The organism is Natranaerobius thermophilus JW/NM-WN-LF, from assembly GCF_000020005.1.
In the GTDB taxonomy this organism is placed as follows: domain Bacteria; phylum Bacillota; class Natranaerobiia; order Natranaerobiales; family Natranaerobiaceae; genus Natranaerobius; species Natranaerobius thermophilus.
Genome location: NC_010718.1, coordinates 798,821 through 818,960 on the forward strand (window position 1 = coordinate 798,821; position 20,140 = coordinate 818,960).

Consider the following 20,140-nt stretch of genomic DNA (forward strand, 5'->3'; position numbering starts at 1 on the left):
AGGAGGTTGAAAATGAATTCTTCCAATTTACCTGTTGGTTTAATTTGTTCTGGAGTATTATTGGTAACTTATATTATATTAATATATAATATTGTTCTACACCTACCTAACAAACTAGATACGTTTATTGTACTATCATGGCTTTTTATACCGGGAATCATCGGAGGAGGAATATTTCATCTTATGGACGTAACTGGGAAATGGGATAGCTAGCTATTATTTTGTGAAGTCGATTATCTTTATACCATAGTGAGATTGAATATAAGTCTAGTACCTTAAAATAATTGTCCAATTAAGTGTTGACTATCCAGCCCCTGAGGAGCATATCAAAGTGCTCCTAAGGGCTGGTTTTGTTTTTATTGTAGGGATTCAATGGCCCGTTTAGCCCAAGTGGAATCCTCGAGTATAGCTCTACCTACCCCAATTAAATCAGCTTTCCCTTCAATAAGTAGTTTTTCGGCTGCCTCGGGTTCTGTAATTCCACCAGTTAGGATAACCGGAATTGACACTACTTCTTTAATAGCTTCTGTCAGTGGAGCGAAGAAACCCTGTCCGTCAAGACCATTCACCATATATCCCGAATGGCCTCCCGAAATATCAAGAATATCTACACCCGCTTTCTCAAATTCCCTGGCTGCTATTTTACTGTCTTCAATAGTAGTGCCACCTTCTTGATAATCTGAAGCTCCGAGTCGTAAAAGAATAGGGAAATCTTCTCCAACTTCTTTTTTAACTGCTTCAATTACCTCAAGGTGAATTCTAATTCGCTTATGTACATCTCCGCCATATTTATCTGTTCTCTTGTTAGTAAGGGGTGAATAAAACTGATTAAGCAGATAACCATGGGCAGAATGAATTTCTACACCGTCAAATCCAGCTTCTTTAGTTCTTCTGGCAGCATTGCTAAAAGCTTCCACAATATCTTGAATCTCTTTTTCAGTGAGCTCATGGGGGGTATTTCCTTTGCGTGGGTTTGGAACTGCCGACGGTCCTACGGGTTTTGTCCCTATGATATCTTCGGGGGCTGCACTCCCGGCGTGATTTATTTGCATTACTGCCTTAGAACCATTGTTTTGAATAATCTCTGCTAACTTTTCCAAACCATCTATTTTCTGATCATCAGCGATAGAAACTTGATATTCGCTAGCTTGACCTTCATGGGAGATAAAACTGTGCTCGACTATGATTAATGAGATATATCCCCCATCAGATTTTTCGGAATAGTAGTCAAAGATAGACTGATTAACAGATCCATCAGGTTCAGCCTTTGCTGTAGCCATAGGTGGCATAACCAGACGATTCTTTAAACTTAATGGACCGATTTCCAATGATTTAAGTAAATGTGACATAAAGATTCCTCCTTTAGTACTATAAGTTTTATATTCTATTATAACTACTTTAATCCTGCTAACTAAGCTAAGTCGGGGTTTTCCCTTACAAATTATACAGGAATTCCATTAGCATTATTAAAGGCTTACCCTAATATTATTAGGTACAAATATATGAAATAATTAGTGGTAGAACTACTAAATGATATTTTTCACAAAAAGGGAGGGGAGTATTTTGAATTACCGTCGCATTTTACTTTTGATCGGAGTATTAACCTTAGTTTTTACTTTAGTTCTAACAGGATGTGGTGCGGAAGAAGCTGCTGACAAAAATGAAGAAGACCAAGAAGAAAAACAAGAAGAAGAGGAACAAGAGGCTGAAAATAACGACAACAATGAACTTGAGCAGATAGCCTGGAATCAGAACACTGGAAATGAAGACTATCAAGACGGTACCTATCGAGGGGTCTTTTCTGATGGAGGAGAAATGCAGGTAAATGTTCAATTCACCCTTGAAGACAACGAAATTACAGATATTGACTTTAGACACTTAACCTACGGTGGTGAGGATTACCTGGAACCTGATGATGATACTACCGAAGGTTTAAAAGAACAACATATGGAACTTCTTGATTACCTGGAAGGTGAAGACGTTAGAACTGGTTTAGCAGCTCTTTATGAGCCTGGAGGTATTGTGGATGACGAGGTTGATGGTTTTAGTGGCGCCACACTAAGAGCTAACAAGATTAGTTATGCTGTAAGGGATGGACTTAACAGAGGTGTTTATAGCTTTGATGATATCCCAGAAGGTTATAATCCAGTCTTAGGAGAAAGTTTTGAAGATGGTACTTATCGAGGAGTCTTCTCAGATGGAGGAGAAATGCAAGTAAATGTTCAATTCACCCTTGAGAACAATGAAATCACTGAAATTGACTTTAGACACCTAGCTTATGATGGAGATGATTACTTAGAATCTGAAAATGAATTGGTAGTAGGGATAAAAGATCAGCATAAAGAATTACTGGATTATTTAGAAGGAACTGATATACGAGACAGTCTTGTTGACTTATATGAGCCGGGAGAGATTGTAGAAGATGAAGTTGATGGCTTCACTGGAGCTACTCTTCGGTCAAACAAAATTATTTCTGCCATGAAAGATGGATTAAATAAAGGAGTATACAGTGGAGATATAGCTGAAGCTTACACACCACATCCGGATTATAGTTTTGAAGACGGAACTTACAGAGGTATTTTTGAAGATGGAGGAGAAATGCAGGTAAATACCCAATTTACTCTTGAAGATAATGTCATTACTGAGATTGGTTTTAGACATCTAAGTTACGGCGGTGAAGATTATCTAGAATCAGATGATGACACTATTGAAGGCATTAAGGAACAGCATAAAGAACTAATTGACCATCTAGAAGGTACTGATATTAGGGTGAGCCTAGCAGACCTATACGAACCTGGAGAGATTGTAGAAGATGATGTTGACGGATTCACAGGAGCTACCCTTAGATCAAATAAGATTATCTACTCAGTTGTAGATGGTTTAAACAAGGGAATATATAGTCAACCTTAAGAAAAATAAAATGTTAAATTGACTAATAAGAGCCGGGGTAAACAAAACTCCGGCTCTTTTTTTGTCTTTAAATTAGGAAATCCCTTAATGGAAGCTTGAAGTAAATGAGTTTCTGAACCTTGCAATTTCTGTTATAATTTATCTAAATAAATCGTTCATCTGTCAGGAAGCATATTTGTCAGGAAGTAAGAAATGATTCGTTCTTACCAAGAAAGCAGGTGTTACTTAGTGAATCTTTTTCAACAAATACCCGATAATCTCTTTTCTCCTTTGACTGGTCGCTTAAAAGAAGTGTACACGGATTTACTATTTTTAATTTATGATCAACATAAAAAGACAATCTATACTTTAGATAGGGAAGCTATTATAAATTTGTTTGTCGAGTATGTAGAAGATAAAAATTACAAGATAGATGAACTTACAGAACAAGTTCATGACAATAATATCAGCGAATTAGAGCAATTATCAAAGGATGCTCGGGAAAGAGCCCATTACTTCTTAAGAAGACTTTTAGAATGTGGGTGGATAATTCAAGAGCAAAATTATGATTATTCCTACCGAATTTCCCTACCTGATTACGCTTTTTTACTATTAGAAAGCTTGGATAAAATCAAAAGTGGCTATAGTATGGAGTTTCAAGGTAGAGTTCTATCCGTTTATCAAAACTTAACCGGTGATGATGGAAGTACTTATGTGGCGGTAAATCAGGCCAGAGAAACAACCGAAGAATTAATCAATGGTCTGAAAAGCTTAAATCACAGTATTAAAATGTACACAGAAAGACTTCTGAAAACCCAACAACCCAAGGAAATCATCCAACAGATCCTGGTAGATTATTATGAAGAAATTCTCGGAGAACAGTATTACCGCCTAAAAACCTCGGACCACATATCAAAATACCGGGCAGGAATTTTAAAACAGGTGAAAAACCTGCGTCATAATAGAAACGAAATTATCAGCCAGGCTGAAACCATGGTTAAAGAAAGGCAGGCCAGCAACCGTATAGATGCTGAAAACATGCTGTACAACTGGCTGGAGTTTATAGAAGAAAACTTTCAAGGAATGGATGAGATCTTAAATGAGATAGATAACCGGAATAGACGATATGTAACCTCAGCTATGGAGAAACTTCAGTTTCAAATGACAGAAGGTGCAGGCTCGGAAGAACAATTGAAACGAGTTCTTAGATATTTAGCCTCTCAAGCCAAAGAAGAGGGAGAAAAGCAGGACCTTCCTTCAGAAATTGAACAACTCCTTCATCTGTACCCCCAGAGGGTCGTTGACGATCAGAGTATGAAAAAACCCACTCGTACCAGCAAAGAACATGATCCTGCCCCTGTACAGGTTCAAAAAGTAGATCGAAGAGCCAGGGACAGAAGTTTTGCCAGGTTTAAAAAGCGAGTAGAAGAAGAAATTACAATCAAGGATATTAATCAGTATGTTCGAGAATACCTGGGGCAAAAGGGATCTCTTTATCTCCATGAATTTCCCCGTAAATCCAAGCAAGACTGGATTAAGTTGATATATATCCTTCTCTATCAAAACTCCCAAAAAGCTGAATATCAAATAACAGGGGCCCGAGGTGATATGATTGAACTTGATGAAGGACAGGTAGAATTGCCACATCAGGTGGTACAACTTAAAAATAGATCAGCATCAAAAGGGGCGAGTAAATAAATGATGAAGTGGGTAGAACAGTATGAAAAAATGTCTGAAAAAGATAAAGAGAAGTTTCAAGTCACTGCCAATCGACTATTAAATAAAACTTTTTTGGTCTATGGAAAGGACAAGGACCGTCAGTACTATCGGTTTGTTGAGAAAAACCTGGAAGTATTCCAGGGTTATTTCAGCATAGCTAAATGGGACTTGTTGCACCACAAGAGGTTGTCGGTTTTTCAACTGTACAATATAGAAGAAAAAAACCGGTATCGGTTTAATTTACAAGAAACCATTTTCCTTTTGATTCTTCGCTTGCTATATGACGAAAAGCAAAAGGATCTCCAACTGACCCGGGATATAGTGGTGGCAGGTTTTGAAATTCAAGAAAAATACATGGCTTTGCAAATAAAAGATAGGCTTCCCTCCAAAGAAGAGATGAGGAGGATCCTTCGGATGCTGTCAGGTTATTCACTACTGGAATTAAAAACAGGAGATTATAAAGATCCAGAAGCCAAGTATGTTCTCTACCCTTCCCTAAAGATGGTGGTGGATGATGCCAGACTTGATTCCATGGGAGAACTTCTTGGAATGGATGATTTCAGCATAGAGCTAGAGGAATCCGATGAGGACCTAGAGCGAGAAGATGAAGAACAAGAAGATATCGAAACCGAAGATATCGAAACCGAAGATATCACAGGGGAGGGGGAACACTAACCATGAGATCACTGACCAAGGTTAAACTAGTTAACTGGCACTTTTTTTCCGATGAAACCATGGAAATGGATAATAGTGTGCTGATAACCGGTGACAATGGAGCGGGAAAATCAACACTAATTGATGCCCTTCAAGTTGTGTTGGTAGGAAACCTGGCAAAAGTTAGGTTTAACTCTTCAGCCTTTGAGGAAAAGACCACCAGAAACATCAAAGGTTATCTAAAAGGTAAAACCGGGACGGAAGGGGAGACGGTTTTTCTAAGAGATGATCATGATTTTACCAGTTATATTATCATGGAAATTTTCCATTCCAAAACCAAGACACCGTACCTGGTAGGCGTGTTATTTGACTATTATCAAAATCGAGAAGACTTTGAGCATGTGTTTTTTAGAATAGATAATGAGGAGTACCGGGATGAGTTAATTTATAAAGAAGAGAACTTACCCAGGAATCGGGATGAGTTCTTTCGCTATCTAAAAGGACAGGGTATCAAATTTAAACATTACAAAAACGACCTGTCTGGTTATTTGAATGACCTTCGCCAACTCTTTGGCGGTGTTAAACAGTCATTCTTTTCCCTGATTCAAAAAGGAATAAGTTTTAGTCCTATAACCCACCTGCGAAGCTTCGTGTATGACTATATTCTAGAAGAACGCCAGGTTGACGTAGAGACCATGAGAGACTACTTTGAAAAATTCCGGGAACTTGAAGAATACATTGAAGATACCAAAAAAGAAATGTCAGCACTAGAACAGATTGATAAAACTTATCAAGAAATCAAGCAAAAACAAGCTAATCTGGATACTGCCAAATACATGATCTACAGAGGTGAACTCGAAGATAGAAAAGCCCGTCTACAAACAAAGGAGCAAGAACGTACCCAGGAAGAACAGAACCTATCAAAGTTGTTACAAGATATTAATACTAAAGAAAAAGAGAAAACAGAACTGGATAATAAGATAAAACAAGTACATCAGCAGATCGCCCAGAATAGTATTACTATAAAAATCGAGAACTTGAAAAAAGAAATTCACAATAAGCAAGTGGAAGAACAAGAGCTATCTAAACTCCAGGAAAATCTCCGTCATCAAATTAACTCTGAAGCAGAAGAATTTGAAGTCCTGAAAAAGCTACTAACAACTGCTGATATTGACAGTGAATTTTCCAATTATCAGTTATTAAAGCAAATTATCCAGGAAATGAGGGATCTGGCTAAATCTCTAAAGGAAAATGACAACCCAGAAGATATATCCAGGGCTTTTTCTAATTCTCTAGAAGATATGGCTGCTACCTGGAAAGATATCCATAGAAAGATTTCTAGTACTCTGTATTCCCTGAGAGAAGAACAAAAACAACTACAAAACGATAAAAACCAATTAGAGCAAGAAATTTCTGATCTGGAGAAAAACCAAATCCTTCGAAGTGATTCTCCTACTATGAAACTCAAAAAAATCCTGGAAGAACATCTGGTTAATGACAGAGGCGAACCTGTCCCCGTGGACATATTTTGCGAAGCCATGGATATCAAGGATAAAGAGTGGCAAAATGCCATTGAGGGTTATCTACATACCCAGAGATTCGACCTTTTAGTAGAGCCTGGCTATTTTGACGATGCCCTAGAACTATATGAGCGCTATAAATTCTCCCAGGGAATAGACCGGGTAGGACTGGTGAATACAGATAAACTCATGGAGTCAAAGATAAAAGTCGAAGACAAAGCCTTATCACAAGAAATTCATGCTAAAAAACCTCATATCAAGGCTTATGCCGAGTTCCTTTTAGGCCGAATAGTAAAATGTGACCATGAACGGGAACTAAAACAATACAGGCGAGCCATTACCAAGACCTGCATGTTGTATCAAAACTATACTGCCAGGCAAATTCCCAAAAATAGATACCAGCCCCCCTATATCGGTAGTGATGCACTAAGAATCCAGTTAGAAACCAAAAAACAAGAACTGGCAAAATTGAAAGACAAACTAAGTCAGGTAGATCAAGTTATTTCTCAGTTAAAACAGATAGAAGACTATCCCGATGATAAACGGGACCGGTTTTCGAATCTCGAATCAGCCTATGAAAGGATTTCTGTCCTTCCCCAGCTCAGGCGAGAATTACAGGAATTGAATCAACAACTAATGAGTATGGACACCTCGGAAATAGATCGTCTTAAAAAACAACAAAAACAACTGACTAAAGAGTATAATGAAACCGATGAAGAGCTCGGGAAACTTCAAACTAAAGAAGGACAGACAAGATCCAATATAGACTACTTGAAAGAACAGATTAAAGAGCTCACTGACAAGGTAGAAACTGCCAGCTCAGAATTGGACAATTATCTAGAACTGATAGATGAGAATCAGCGAAGCAACTGGAAGACCAAATGGGATTCGGAAGTTCAGACCAAACCCCCCGAGACTCTAAAAGCCAACTATGAAGTACAGAAAAACAGGTTAACTACCATGATAAACGAAGACTGGAATAAACTTATTCAAAAGAGAAGTGATTTTAACCATGAATTTGACTTTCCAGCTAATCCTCAGAGTAAGACTAATGACAAGTACCAACAACGCTATCAAAACTTAAAGGATAGCCATCTGGTGGAGTATCAGTCCCAGGCTAAAGATGTCAGGGAAAAGGCTGAACAGAGTTTTCGAGAACACTTTGTAGCAAAGCTCAGAGAAAATATTGAAATTGCCAAACAAGAGGTAGAAGAACTAAATAGGGCCTTGAAGAATATGAAGTTTGGAACTGATTCATATAGATTCAAACTATCACCTAAACAAGAACTCAAGGGATATTATGATATGATTATGGATCCTCAACTTCATGAAGGCCATAATTTATTTACTGAAAGTTTCCGTGAAAAACACGGAGAAACAATCAATGAATTGTTTAGAGATCTCAATGCTGAAGAAGATGCCTTCCAGGAAAAAATGCAGGAACTCACCGATTACAGGTCCTATCTAGATTTTGAAATAGTAATCACTGATGAAAACGGTAATCAGAGTTATTTCTCCAAGGTAGCCCGGGATAAAAGTGGAGGGGAAACTCAAGTCCCTTTTTACGTGGCTATTCTAGCTTCTTTTTATCAAGTATACGGCATGTATCGTAATTCTGACACCCTAAGACTGGTTATCTTTGATGAGGCCTTTAATAGAATGGATGCAGATCGAGTTGAAGAAGCCATTCGATTCATCGATACCCTGGGTTTTCAGCCACTAATTGTAGCACCAACGGGTAAAATCCAGTTAATTGCTCCCCATGTTCATACTAACTTGATTGTTATGAAAGAAAAGTTCACAAGTTTTGTAGAACGAGTGTCCAGGAAGGAGCTGCTTGAGTAATGGATAGCAACTCAAATAACAATTCAAACTTATCTACTAACTCAAATGTTAAACTGACCAAACTTCAGAAAAGGGAGCTATCGAAACTTCTGGATAAATACGAAAACCGAAAGGACTACGGGAAAGAAAGTAAAAATCCTCGTCGGGACTTTCTTCATATAACAGAAAAAAACTATCCTGACTATTATCATGTCAGTGACAGTAAGTTTCGACTGGATTATAACGCCGAAATGAAAGAACTGGAAAAGCACGGCTTTATTGATCTTATTTGGAAAAAATATCAGGAAGGTGAATACCTGGAAAAGATAGCCTTACAATATGAAAACTTAGAACAAGCTTACAGTGTTTTGAACAGAAAACCAAAAATAGAATACTACCGCGAACTAGAGAAGATTTTTTATAAATACTATAAAGAGGCTTCTAGTAATTTAAATAACTTTTACGAAGAAATGCTTAGTAAATTAAAACATCTACAGAAATTACCTGCCCAGGTGAAGTATGAAACACCACATGAAATTGAGGAATTGTTAATAGGATTAAACCAGTTAACCAAAAATAAGGAACTTGAAATTCTGAAAAGAAACTTCTCTGTAGAACTTTATAGAGATTCTAAGAGATGGGATAAGTATGAAAGAAGAATTGTCTGGATAATCAAAAATTATTGGTCGAACAAAACTGATAATAAAGAATTAGATCAAGAACTAAATCAAGAACTAGCTAAACCGCTTAAAGATCATATATATGATATATATATGATGGAAGATAATGAACTGCTAGCAGAGTTTGGATTGATTGAAAATCCACGTCATGTAAATATTAGCGGATACATGAAGTTTTCTACTCATCAGGGTGAGATCGACCTAGTAGCATTCTACCCCGATGTGGGACTCCCACCTCAAATGGTCAAAGATATGAAAATTAATACTCTTAAAGCGAATTGTATAATAACTATAGAAAATTTAACATCCTTTTATCATTATCTAAGTGTTGCCCCTGATAATCATCTGGTGATTTACCTGGGAGGTTATCACAATAGGATGAGAAGACACATTCTCAATAAGTTATGGGATTTCGTCAAATACCAAGGAATGGAAACCAAGTTTTATCATTGGGGTGATTTAGATCTTGGGGGATTTAGGATTTATAATCATTTGAAAGAGAAAACTAACATTCCCTTTGCTCCTCTTATGATGGATGAAAAAACCTACCTGTACCATATTGATAATGGTCATAAATTTAACAAAGATTATGAGAAAAAATTAACTGACTTATTAAAGGACGATGAATATAGTGAGTTCCATAACTTAATTAATCTCATGTTGAAACACAAGGTGCGAATTGAACAGGAAGCTGTTAGGGATATTGTGTTACCTGAGTAATTTGGACAGAAAATCAAAAAAGAGTAAAAGTTAATTGTTTATTGCAACCATAATATTGTTCTAAAAAATCTGCTCTACCCGGGCAGGTTTTTAGTATTATATCCTGCCTAATGACATGTCAAAATAAGTACCATGATGACCCCCGATGTGGTAAGATATACTGTATACATGTATTAATATAAGCTAAATAGATTAAAAACTATACACTGTCAGAAAGGATTGTTTAGTTATGAAAAAGAAGAAAATGATTTTCTTTTCATTAGATCCTGCATCTAAAGAAAAATATACCAAGGATTTACAAAGTTTTTTTGGAGACTATATAGAAATTGAATCGTATTCCCTAAAAGAGGGGATTAATCATAAAATAAATGGCGATTTACTGATGATTTCTACTCCTTTACTTAATGAGTATGTAAAAAAATTTGTTTCTTCTGATATAGAAGTAATTTATCCAACCAGGACAATATTAAAAAAGGGATTTAAAGAACTAAAAAAGTTAGAAAAAGGACAACGAGCCATGCTTGTTAGTAATAGTAGTACCTTTGCTTTAGATCTATTGTCATTATTGCATCGAATAGGAATTGATCATATACAATTTGATATATTCTATCCAGATATGGGACAAGTGCCCGATTTGGATTTAGCGGTTACCCCAGGTCAAACTTTCTATGTACCATCAAAAGTGAATCAGGTAATTGATATTGGGTGGCGCGAATTTGATATATCAACATTATGGGAAATTGCCCTTAAGCTCAAAATTAATGATGAAACAATATTTGATAGTGTCAAAGCTCACAGCAAAAAAATCGTTCCTGTAAGTTATGGAATGCACTCGATATTGGATGATATCACCAAATCAGAGGCCAAATTATCTATTATTTTAGATGAGGTGGACGATGCTATCCTCATGACTAATAACAGAGGTAGTATTCTTCATAACAATTCTGCATTAGTTAACATGTTAAACATTAATAAAACAGATTTGCAAGGTACCAATGTTGATGATGAAACTATTCTAGCTGAAATTCAACAAAAATTAATTAATAAAAACAATGTGAATAACCAGGTCATAGATATTGACCTTTTAGATTCTTCTTTACTCGTTACCAAAAAACCCTTAATGGACCACAATAAACCATTTGGTTATGTTTATATTATGAAAAATGTAAACAATATCCGAAGACTAGAAAATAAAGTAAGAAAAACTTTAGCTGAAAAAGGCCATTTAGCAAGATATACTTTTGATTCCATTGTTGGAAAAAGCACTGAACTAATTAAATGTAAACAAAAAGGTATGAAGATAGCAAGGTTAGACAAACCTGTACTGATTATAGGTCAAACTGGTACTGGAAAAGAGTTGTTTGCACAATCAATTCACAACTACTCTGCAAGAAAGGATAATCCTTTTGTTGCTGTGAACTGTGCAGCATTACATTCCGAACTATTAGAAAGTGAATTGTTTGGTTATGAAGAGGGTGCTTTTACAGGTGCCAAAAAAGGTGGAAAAGAAGGATTGTTTGAACTTGCCCATGGAGGAACTCTTTTTTTAGATGAAATAGGTGACATCTCTTCAGAGCTGCAAGCTAAACTTCTTCGAGTATTACAGGAAAAGGAAATAATGAGAATTGGTGGAACTAAGACATTTCCTGTTGATGTTAGAATTATTGCAGCTACCAATAAGGATTTTAAGAAACTTATGAGACAAGGCAAGCTAAGAAAAGATTTATATTATAGATTGAGTGTTCTAAATCTAAAACTTCCCTCTTTAAATGATTTACAAGAAGATATTCCGCTACTAGTAGAATTTTTTTTACAAAAAACCGGAGTTCGAAAAAGTATGGAAAAAGAAGTCATGGATAAATTAGTTAATCATGATTGGGACGGCAATATAAGGGAATTGGAAAACTGTGTTGAATATCTTGCCTATATGTCTGATGATTCCATTAAGTTAGAAGATCTTCCGGATGATTTCTATGAAGACACTGCTGATTATGAAACTACTAATGAAATTGACCATTTTCCGGAACTTCTTCAAGAAGAAAAAATGATTTCAGATTCAATACTCAAAATAATTAAAATCAGAAGTGCAGGTCGAAGGACTATAAAAGAACTATTAGAAAATCAAGGGATTAAAACTTCAGAACATGAAATACGTAAAATATTAAATTATCTACAACACAAAGGTTTTATTACCTACGGAAAAGGTCGAAAGGGGGTAGAGTTAACTCATTCTGGGAAAAAACTAAATCATTAATGTATGTCTAAATTAAATGTTAACTAACTTGTTTAATTTAATTAATTGATAATAGTGGGTGTTTATTGGGCGCTGATTATCCCGGTAAGCATCCACTTTTTTGATTTAGCGATTTAAAACACTGATATAAATGGGCTCATATATTGGCACATTTATTGCATAATAAAACTATATTCTAACTACCAAGTTTTTCAAAACCAATTGGGGGAGGTGACCTTAGTAAATCTATCAAGTAGGACTAATTCAAATGTATATAATAGGGAGGTATTAAAATGTCACAAGACAACAAAGTGGGAATAGGTGCTTATATAGCTCTAATTTTAGCAGTAATGTTTTTTTCCGGTATTTTTGGAATGATTGATGGGCCAGAAGCACTGGGTCTATTAGATTTCTCAACTTTAAATGGTAGCTTTGGGGCCATTGAAAACGCTGATGGCTCAACAACCTTTCGAGGTGTTGAAGGTACAGGAGCAAGAGACGGATTTATGTTTGGTTTAAGTCTACTGCCAACAGTGATATTTGCTTTGGCAATAGTAGAAATAGCTCAACATTACGGTGCTCTTGATGCCGCAAGGAAGCTTTTAACACCTCTTTTAAAACCACTTCTTGGTTTGCCAGGAGCAGCTGGCCTTACATTAATTGCTAGTCTACAGAGTACTGATGCTGGTGGGGCAATGACAAAGTCTCTTTCTGAAGCAGAAGAAATTACTCAAAAACAAAAAAGTGTTTTTGCATCCTTTCAGTTTTCAGCAGGTGCAACAATCACAAATGTATTTGCCTCAGGCGCGATCTTATATGGGTTAACAATGTCTGATGGTAGTATGGCCATTACTGTTCCAATGATCATACCTTTGGCAGTTATTTTCATTATGAAGTTTGTTGGAGCTAATTTAATGCGATTAAATTTGATGAGAGATAAGGGGGATGCTGAATGGGAGCAAAACAAGAAACCAACGATGGCAGATTAGTAACACAGGTTTTTGTTGATGGTGCAAAGAAAGGTTGGAATGTTGGAGTATTTAACATGTTGCCAAATGTTGTTATGGCATTTGTAATCATACATGCTCTTAATATTGTTGGATTATTAGATCTACTTGGAAATGTGCTAGGACCGGTAATGGCGATTTTTGGAATACCGGGAGAAGGTGCGGCTGTTCTTGCTGGGGCCTGGTTATCAATGGGTGGAGGAATAGGCGTTGCAGCTAGCTTATTTGAACAAGGTGTATTAGATGGACAACACTTGGTAATCCTATTTCCAGCTATTTTTCTTATGGGTTCTCAAATTCAATATGCCGGACGTTTATTAGGTACGGCTCAAGTTAATGCTAATCACTGGCCAGTATTATTTGGGATTTGTATTTTAAATGGCTTGATTGCGATGTTAGTTATGAATTATTTAGCTTTACCTCTCTTTTAAAATGAATAATTATTTTCTTGTATCAAAATAGGGATGTGAAAGGAGTGTATTATGCTAACACTAATTAAAAATGCTCAACTTTACACACCGGAATATTTAGGTAAGAAAGATATTTTATTGGCAAGTGATAAGATTCAGATGATATCAGATGAAATTAACTTGTCTGAAAACTCGGGGTTAGAGCTAGAAATAATTGATTCAGAGGGCTATTGGGTAGTACCAGGATTTATAGATAACCATGTACATCTGATTGGTGGCGGAGGTGAAGGAGGATATAATACTCGAACTCCTGAAATTCAGCTTTCAAAACTCACTGAAGCTGGCATTACAACAGTAATAGGTGTTTTGGGTACAGATGGAACCACTAGACATATGACCAGTCTTCTAGCAAAAGCTAGAGCTTTAGAGTCAGAAGGAATATCAACCTATATTCTGACCGGTTCATATCAAATACCCGTTCACACTATTACCGGTAATGTTAGAGATGATCTTGTAATAATTGATAAAGTAATTGGTGTTGGTGAAATTGCTATTTCAGATCACAGATCTTCTAAGCCAACATTGGAAGAAATTAAAAAGCTTTCTGGAGAAGCAAGGGTAGGTGGCATGCTTTCTGGGAAACCAGGAGTAATAAATTTACACCTAGGTGATGAAAAGGATGGACTACGTTATTTGAACCAAATTGTAGAAAACACTGATATTCCATGCACTCAGTTTTTGCCAACTCACATTAATAGAAGCGAAAGACTGTTAGAAGAAGGTGTGGAGTATACAAGAAACGGTGGTTACATTGACTTAACCACTAGTGGGGCCTCACAAAAAATAATGTTAAAACCAAGTAAAATATTGAGAAAATTGAAAGATAGTGGTGTAGATTTAAGTAAAGTCACCTTGAGTTCTGATGGACAGGGAAGTTTACCATCCTTTGATGAAGAAGGGAATTTTAAGGGACTAGGGATTGGTTCTGTTAACTCCCTCTATTCTGAAGTTAGAGATGCAATATTGCATGAAAAATTAGAACCTCAGGAAGCTATAAGTACTATCACCCAGAATGTAGCTGAGATTTATAAATTAGCTGACCAAGGAAGAATTTTAGAAGGTAATCAAGCTAATTTGGTTTTCTTAGATCAGAATGATTTAACAATTGATTCAGTATATGCCAAAGGGGAGTTAATGGTATCTCACAAAAAAGTATTAAAGAAAGGGACATTTGAGTAATACTTTCTAGAGTAATCAAATGTCAAGGTGAAAATTATGACTACAAATAAGTTAGAAGAATACGTGTTCAGGGTATTTGAAGAACTTCATAATATGCCTGAAGTAGGATATGATGAGTATAAGACTTCTGCTTTTATAGCCAATGAATTAAAGGAAATGGGATATACTGTTTTAGATAAAATTAATGGTACAGGTGTAATAGGTATATTGGATAGCAAAAATCCGGGTCCAATCTTTGCGTTAAGAGCTGATATGGATGCATTAGAATTTGAAAAGGATGGCGAGAAATATAATCTACATGCCTGTGGACATGATGCCAATGCGTCAATGGTTCTTGGGGCGGCCAAGCAGATTATCGAAACAGGAATTAGTACAGGCAAGATCTATGTAGTCTTCCAACCTGCAGAAGAAAAATTAGGAGGCTCTAAAAGTATCATAGAAAGTGGTCACATTAATGAAGTTGAAGAAATGGTGGGTATCCATTTAAGACCTATTCAAGAGGCTAAGTTAGGGGAGGCTACTCCAGCACTGATACATGGATCAAGTAAAAGAGTAGATATAACTGTTAAAGGTTTAAACTCTCATGGTGCAAGACCTCATTTAGGAGTGAATGCTGTTGACGCGGGTGTTGCAATAACTAACGCTATTAACAGTATAAAAGCTAATCCTGCTGTATCTTACTCTGTTAAAGTAACTTCATTTAAAGCCGGAGGAGAAGTATTTAATATTATTCCCGATAGAGCTGTGTTAACAGTTGATATTAGGGCTCAAACCAATGAAGTAATGGATGATATTCGTACTAAGCTAGATTATGCCATAGAGAATGGTGCTAAAACTGTAGGAGCACAATCCCAAATTGACTTTGAAGGAGGAGTCCCAGCTGCCGAGCACAACGAGGATTTAATCCAGTTAGCAGATGAAGTTATTAAGGAAGAACTCGGCAAGTCACTAGATCCCATGCTTACACCGGGAGCTGAAGATTTTCATTTTTATTCCCAAGATCTAGGGATAAAAACAACCTATATCGGCTTAGGTGCAGATTTGAAACCTGGGCTCCATCATCCCGATATGAGTTTTGACAAGTCAGCACTAATTAAAGGATGTAATATTCTCGTTAAAATGACCAAAAAAAGGCTGGAAGATTGATATCTCAGCTCTGTATTTAAGATAAAGGGAACTATTGGATGCTCAAAGGTTAAAAAATGATTATATAAAATAAGGAAAGGACTCGCTAATTAAAGCGAGTCCTTTCCTTATCAAACACGTTCATGTTCCACGTTCCCTTACACGAACCCGGTTCACTTATACTTTCTACTTGCACCTTCCCAGTACACACGTTCCGTTTGCACGTTCCACTTGATACGTTACACGTACAGTTCACTTCACTTCAAATTCCTATGCGTTCTACTTGCACTTCCGCTTGCACGTACCCCGTTCCAAACTGAACTTGACTTGCACGTTCCCGTTCCAAGTTCACCTGCACTTGCACGTACACGCTCCAAGCTCACCTGCACTTGCACGTACACGCTCCAAGCTCACCTGCACTTGCACGTACACGCTCCAAGCTCTCACGTACCATGTTCGTGTTACTAAAGTTTAATTGTGTTACACTAACGTGTTACATGTTTATTATACCATGAAAGAAATGAAAGCACAATCTTTTTTCAGAAAATTATCCAAAAATTTATCTCGTTAAAGTTGGATCTCTGTATTAGTCAATATTTCTAGGAAAGCTTGTACTAATTCTGGATCAAATTGAGAACCTGAACAACGTTTAAACTCTTCAATAATTTCCCCTTGGGTCATGGGTTTTTGATAAGGTCTTCCATTTGTCATCACTTCATAAGCATCGGCAATGGTAGTGATCCTTGCCAATAGAGGGATTTCTTTTTCCTTTAGTCCTTGAGGATACCCCTTACCGTCCCATCGCTCATGGTGAGATAAAATTCCCTCTGCCACATGGGCAAACTCTTCTGTAGCAAGGGCTATGCGATAACCGGTGAGGGGGTGAGTTTTGATAGTTTCCCATTCTTTTTCTGTTAACTTTCCCTGTTTACTCAAGATATCTTCCGGGATGTTAATCTTACCTATGTCATGGAGAGTAATTAATAGATTTAGCTTGTTTAATTCCGAATCAGATAATCCGATTTTTTTACCTATTTGTTTAGCAATATTGCGCATACGTACAGTATGACTTTCTGTTTCAAAACTTTTTGCTTCTAAGGTTTTTAACAAGGCGGTTAAAATAGAACTTCTTGCACTTCTACTGTTTGCTAATTTTTGTTTATACATATCATCTTCAGCTTCAATTAGTGTTTTAGTTAAATATTCATCATCATTTTCAGGTTTGGTTATTGTTGCTCTTCCTACAGCTAATGAGATGGGAACATCTTGAACATATTGATTTTTGCAACTATCTAAGAGCCGCTCGCTTAGTTTTTTTGCATCTTGTTTATTGGTCTGGGGTAAAAGTATCAAGAATTCATCACCACCCCAGCGTGCAACGATATCATTCTTACGAATGGAATTTTTAATTGAGCTGGCAGCTTTTTTAAGCATTTCGTCCCCGGCTAAATGACCATAAGTATCGTTAACTAATTTTAGTCCGTTTAAATCAGCCATGATAACACTTAAGGGATAGAAGTGTTTATTATTTAATTGCTTGATTTGTTCATCTAAATAGGCTCTATTGTATAAACCAGTCAAGCTGTCATGAAAGCTTAAATAACGTATCTTACTTTCAGCTTCTTTTCTTAAGGTGATATCTCGAGCTACACCAAGTATCACTACCCGATTTTCGTCACTTTCCATTATATTTATGCGAGAGGCATGCCATTTCCACTCGCCACTTTTATGTCTAACCCTGTACTCTATTTCGCTATCTAAAGTACCGGTTTCTAAAAGTTCTTTATGTTTAGCTATGACTTTTTCAATATCTTCACTATGTACAAATTCTTTATAATGGTTACCTACAACATTCTCCGGATCATGGCCCAATAATTGTTTCCAGTTAGGGGAAACAAAGGTTAAATACCCTTCCTTGTCCAAAGTAAAGACTATATCACTGGCATTTTCGATAAATCGCCTGAATTTCTCTTCACTAAGACGTAGCTCTTCTTCTGCTTGTTTGTGTTCAATGGTCATCCTGGTTGAGTCAGCAGAAATTTTAAGTCTTTCAGATCTTTTTCATCAGGGGATTTAGGCTTGTTATGATAAACAACGAAAGTCGCAATGATTTCACCTTGACTTGAATAGACCGGCTCTGACCAACAGGATCTGAGATTAAATTTTTGCGCCAGTTCTTTAAAGTGGTAATCTGGGTGAGTGAAAGTATCTTCTACAACTGATCTCTTGCCTGAATGCGCTGCGGCACTGCAAGCAACTCCGGCTTTTTCAATCCTTAATCCGTCAATCTCTTGTTTAAATTCATCCGGCAAACTAGGAGCAGCTGCTAGATGTAGCTTTTCTTTATTTTTATCTAATAACATGATGGCACCTTTGGCCTGTGGATCTTCACTTTCTAGCCACTGAATAGTTAAACTAAGTACATCTGCCAGTTCTTCCTTATTTGCTAATGCTGTTAAGATTTTGTTCCTGTACATTCTCCGGTTTTCCATTAATTTATGTTCTGTAATATCTTGAGAAAAACCCACAATTTGAATCACTTCACCGTTTTCAATTATCGGAGTAAGTGTTGTTGAATATGTTCTTGTTCCATTGGGAAATGGTAGTGTTTCTTCTAAGGTAATAACATCTTTAGTTTTACAGCACTTTTTGTAGTTATTGCATAAAAAATCGGCTATTTCTTGATCAAAAAGTTGGTACATGGTTTTTCCTGCAATTTTTTCTTGTGAGTACCCCGTGAGTTTTTGATATTGGTTATTCCCCTTCAAGAATCGAAAGGTACCATTCTTTTCCACACCTATGAAGAAAATGAGGTCATGAGTACTATTAAGGATGGTTTCGTATTCTTGCTGTAATTTTTGGTATTGATTCTGTAATTCCTTTAACTGTTTTTTACAATCATCCTGATTTTGGGATGACATAATGCACCTCCTCAATGTAGGAGTACACAGTTAGTCGAAAAACCAACTAAATTGTCGAATAATAAGCTATAAAAAAAGCCCTGAGAAGGGCATTTAATACTAGTGTAGTGTATATAAAGACGTATACTGTATACTGGGTGGTATATTATGTGTCTTTGTTAAATTCTTCAATACGTCCTACAAACCCTTGGGACTTTTTACCTAAAAAGTCCCATAATGTTTAGCAAAATAATTGCACCCAGGGCTCTGTAAAGCACTTGCCTACTATTATTTGACAATTGTTCTCTTTCTTCATCTGTAATTTTTCCCTTGAAACGTTTCAACATAAGCCGATAAGATTTGCTGTTAATTATATGGTAGAAAGCAGAAATGAGCAATCCTAGAGCAGCTAGGGTGAATATCAACTCTAAAATTATATGGTAGTCATTCATAGTGCTTCCCCCTTATACTTGACCCATAATAGACTTTATGGTTGTGTCTAAACTATATTTTTGAGCGCAAATGGTAATTTTATACAGATGGTTGTTAAGGTGAGAAAAGTGGTCTAATTTTTTTCTTTTACTTCTGATAAGACTATCCCTTGATCAAAACCTCCGCGTTCTTGTTCTTTTTTGGCCCGAATTTTTTCTATTTCTTCAAAATTCATTTCATGAATATTTTCAGTTATAGCTTTGATAACTTCCATGATATCAGCTAGTTCTTCTGGCTCTCCTGATTCTATGTATTCATCTATTTCTTCTTGTAATTTGTTAAGTAATTTGGCTTTAAGTTCTTCAGGGTTGGATAGTTTATATGTTACAGCTTTACTACCATTGTTATGAATTATTTTAGGTATGTTATCTCTGATTAATTTGTCGTATTTAATTCTCATTTTTATATCACCTCAAAGCGCATTATTAAAAAATGGAGGTTTTTTGGTTATTTTTGTCAAAATATATAATTAAATATGTTATCTATAATTTATATGTTTAATTTTATTAGAGATGTCTTAAAGAGTGTTCTAGTTCAAGAGATTATTTCCTCCATCTTAAATAATACTCCAGAAGGGTGTGATTTTATTAAAGTTGCAGTTGGTGTGGTTTGTTTAGGGTTATTTTTGGTTATATTGATTCAAAGTATTGCACTAATGGGGATGTCTTATTTAGAAATTGATAAAACGCAAGTATCTCAAATTCAAAGGGTTGCATAATAAAATAATT

At 36.2% G+C, this 20,140-nt stretch carries 17 protein-coding genes; 12 read left to right on the top strand and 5 right to left on the bottom strand.

The window, feature by feature from the left end:
* The first annotated feature begins 12 nt into the window (after positions 1-12).
* Positions 13-213: a hypothetical protein gene (locus NTHER_RS03985; RefSeq protein WP_012447237.1), complete on the top strand. Its 201-nt coding sequence runs from the start codon at positions 13-15 to the stop codon at positions 211-213.
* 143 nt (positions 214-356) lie between these two features.
* Here NTHER_RS03985 and NTHER_RS03990 read toward each other — a convergent pair whose 3' ends face one another.
* Positions 357-1,349, bottom strand: a complete 993-nt coding sequence (locus tag NTHER_RS03990; RefSeq protein WP_012447238.1) for an oxidoreductase — start codon at positions 1,347-1,349, stop codon at positions 357-359.
* A 214-nt stretch (positions 1,350-1,563) separates the two neighbouring features.
* Between NTHER_RS03990 and NTHER_RS03995 the strand changes: the two genes are divergently transcribed.
* From NTHER_RS03995 to NTHER_RS04040, 10 genes are all read left to right on the top strand, one after another.
* On the top strand, positions 1,564-2,910 hold the full coding sequence (locus NTHER_RS03995) for an FMN-binding protein (RefSeq protein ID WP_012447239.1): 1,347 nt from the start codon (positions 1,564-1,566) through the stop codon (positions 2,908-2,910).
* Between the two features lie 192 nt (positions 2,911-3,102).
* The gene (locus NTHER_RS04000) at positions 3,103-4,587 is read left to right on the top strand and encodes a Wadjet anti-phage system protein JetA family protein (RefSeq protein ID WP_148206807.1); all 1,485 of its coding nucleotides are present in this window, start codon (positions 3,103-3,105) and stop codon (positions 4,585-4,587) included.
* Positions 4,588-5,283, top strand: a complete 696-nt coding sequence (locus tag NTHER_RS04005) for a DUF4194 domain-containing protein (RefSeq protein ID WP_012447241.1) — start codon at positions 4,588-4,590, stop codon at positions 5,281-5,283. It abuts the gene before it with no gap.
* Positions 5,284-5,285: 2 nt separating this feature from the next.
* The gene (locus NTHER_RS04010) at positions 5,286-8,627 is read left to right on the top strand and encodes an ATP-binding protein (RefSeq protein WP_012447242.1); all 3,342 of its coding nucleotides are present in this window, start codon (positions 5,286-5,288) and stop codon (positions 8,625-8,627) included.
* Entirely contained in the window at positions 8,627-10,006 is a 1,380-nt protein-coding gene (locus NTHER_RS04015; protein WP_012447243.1) for a Wadjet anti-phage system protein JetD domain-containing protein, read from the top strand. Before NTHER_RS04010 ends, NTHER_RS04015 begins: the two co-directional genes overlap by 1 nt.
* Positions 10,007-10,235: 229 nt before the next feature.
* Positions 10,236-12,260 (top strand): sigma-54 interaction domain-containing protein, encoded by a 2,025-nt coding sequence (locus NTHER_RS04020; RefSeq protein WP_012447244.1) that lies wholly within the window; start codon positions 10,236-10,238, stop codon positions 12,258-12,260.
* A 272-nt stretch (positions 12,261-12,532) separates the two neighbouring features.
* Positions 12,533-13,228: a nucleoside recognition domain-containing protein gene (locus NTHER_RS04025; protein ID WP_012447245.1), complete on the top strand. Its 696-nt coding sequence runs from the start codon at positions 12,533-12,535 to the stop codon at positions 13,226-13,228.
* The gene (locus NTHER_RS04030) at positions 13,192-13,677 is read left to right on the top strand and encodes a YjiG family protein (RefSeq protein WP_012447246.1); all 486 of its coding nucleotides are present in this window, start codon (positions 13,192-13,194) and stop codon (positions 13,675-13,677) included. The genes NTHER_RS04025 and NTHER_RS04030 overlap by 37 nt, the downstream gene beginning before the upstream one ends.
* 51 nt (positions 13,678-13,728) lie before the next feature.
* A complete protein-coding gene (iadA, locus tag NTHER_RS04035; RefSeq protein WP_012447247.1) occupies positions 13,729-14,895 on the top strand; it encodes a beta-aspartyl-peptidase in 1,167 nt (388 codons plus the stop codon).
* Between the two features lie 36 nt (positions 14,896-14,931).
* Entirely contained in the window at positions 14,932-16,041 is a 1,110-nt protein-coding gene (locus NTHER_RS04040; RefSeq protein WP_012447248.1) for an amidohydrolase, read from the top strand.
* Between the two features lie 546 nt (positions 16,042-16,587).
* On the opposite strand, the gene NTHER_RS04045 is transcribed toward NTHER_RS04040, so the two are convergent.
* The 4 genes from NTHER_RS04045 to NTHER_RS04060 form a co-directional block, all read right to left on the bottom strand.
* Positions 16,588-18,039 (bottom strand): sensor domain-containing diguanylate cyclase/phosphohydrolase, encoded by a 1,452-nt coding sequence (locus tag NTHER_RS04045; RefSeq protein WP_012447250.1) that lies wholly within the window; start codon positions 18,037-18,039, stop codon positions 16,588-16,590.
* Positions 18,036-18,941 carry a PAS domain-containing protein gene (locus tag NTHER_RS04050; RefSeq protein ID WP_012447251.1) on the bottom strand — a complete coding sequence of 302 codons (906 nt, stop codon included), beginning with the start codon at positions 18,939-18,941 and terminating at the stop codon, positions 18,036-18,038. Before NTHER_RS04050 ends, NTHER_RS04045 begins: the two co-directional genes overlap by 4 nt.
* 197 nt (positions 18,942-19,138) lie before the next feature.
* Entirely contained in the window at positions 19,139-19,372 is a 234-nt protein-coding gene (locus NTHER_RS04055; protein ID WP_012447252.1) for a hypothetical protein, read from the bottom strand.
* Positions 19,373-19,485: 113 nt separating this feature from the next.
* The gene (locus NTHER_RS04060; RefSeq protein ID WP_012447253.1) at positions 19,486-19,812 is read right to left on the bottom strand and encodes a nucleoside triphosphate pyrophosphohydrolase; all 327 of its coding nucleotides are present in this window, start codon (positions 19,810-19,812) and stop codon (positions 19,486-19,488) included.
* A gap of 93 nt (positions 19,813-19,905) precedes the next feature.
* Here NTHER_RS04060 and NTHER_RS15870 point away from each other — a divergent pair, with 93 nt between their 5' ends.
* Positions 19,906-20,130 (top strand): hypothetical protein, encoded by a 225-nt coding sequence (locus tag NTHER_RS15870; RefSeq protein ID WP_158438211.1) that lies wholly within the window; start codon positions 19,906-19,908, stop codon positions 20,128-20,130.
* The last annotated feature ends 10 nt before the right edge of the window (positions 20,131-20,140 follow it).

Bases quoted from the DNA above. Each gene is read 5' to 3' on its own strand.
- NTHER_RS04040 (WP_012447248.1), top strand. From the start codon at position 14,932: ATGACTACAAATAAGTTAGAAGAATACGTGTTCAGGGTATTTGAAGAA.
- NTHER_RS03985 (WP_012447237.1), top strand. From the start codon at position 13: ATGAATTCTTCCAATTTACCTGTTGGTTTAATTTGTTCTGGAGTATTA.
- NTHER_RS15870 (WP_158438211.1), top strand. From the start codon at position 19,906: ATGTTTAATTTTATTAGAGATGTCTTAAAGAGTGTTCTAGTTCAAGAG.
- NTHER_RS04025 (WP_012447245.1), top strand. From the start codon at position 12,533: ATGTCACAAGACAACAAAGTGGGAATAGGTGCTTATATAGCTCTAATT.
- NTHER_RS04055 (WP_012447252.1), bottom strand. From the start codon at position 19,372: ATGAATGACTACCATATAATTTTAGAGTTGATATTCACCCTAGCTGCT.
- NTHER_RS04060 (WP_012447253.1), bottom strand. From the start codon at position 19,812: ATGAGAATTAAATACGACAAATTAATCAGAGATAACATACCTAAAATA.
- NTHER_RS04005 (WP_012447241.1), top strand. From the start codon at position 4,588: ATGATGAAGTGGGTAGAACAGTATGAAAAAATGTCTGAAAAAGATAAA.
- NTHER_RS04050 (WP_012447251.1), bottom strand. From the start codon at position 18,941: ATGTCATCCCAAAATCAGGATGATTGTAAAAAACAGTTAAAGGAATTA.
- NTHER_RS03990 (WP_012447238.1), bottom strand. From the start codon at position 1,349: ATGTCACATTTACTTAAATCATTGGAAATCGGTCCATTAAGTTTAAAG.
- NTHER_RS04010 (WP_012447242.1), top strand. From the start codon at position 5,286: ATGAGATCACTGACCAAGGTTAAACTAGTTAACTGGCACTTTTTTTCC.
- NTHER_RS04020 (WP_012447244.1), top strand. From the start codon at position 10,236: ATGAAAAAGAAGAAAATGATTTTCTTTTCATTAGATCCTGCATCTAAA.
- NTHER_RS04045 (WP_012447250.1), bottom strand. From the start codon at position 18,039: ATGACCATTGAACACAAACAAGCAGAAGAAGAGCTACGTCTTAGTGAA.
- NTHER_RS04030 (WP_012447246.1), top strand. From the start codon at position 13,192: ATGGGAGCAAAACAAGAAACCAACGATGGCAGATTAGTAACACAGGTT.
- NTHER_RS04015 (WP_012447243.1), top strand. From the start codon at position 8,627: ATGGATAGCAACTCAAATAACAATTCAAACTTATCTACTAACTCAAAT.
- iadA (WP_012447247.1), top strand. From the start codon at position 13,729: ATGCTAACACTAATTAAAAATGCTCAACTTTACACACCGGAATATTTA.
- NTHER_RS04000 (WP_148206807.1), top strand. From the start codon at position 3,103: ATGATTCGTTCTTACCAAGAAAGCAGGTGTTACTTAGTGAATCTTTTT.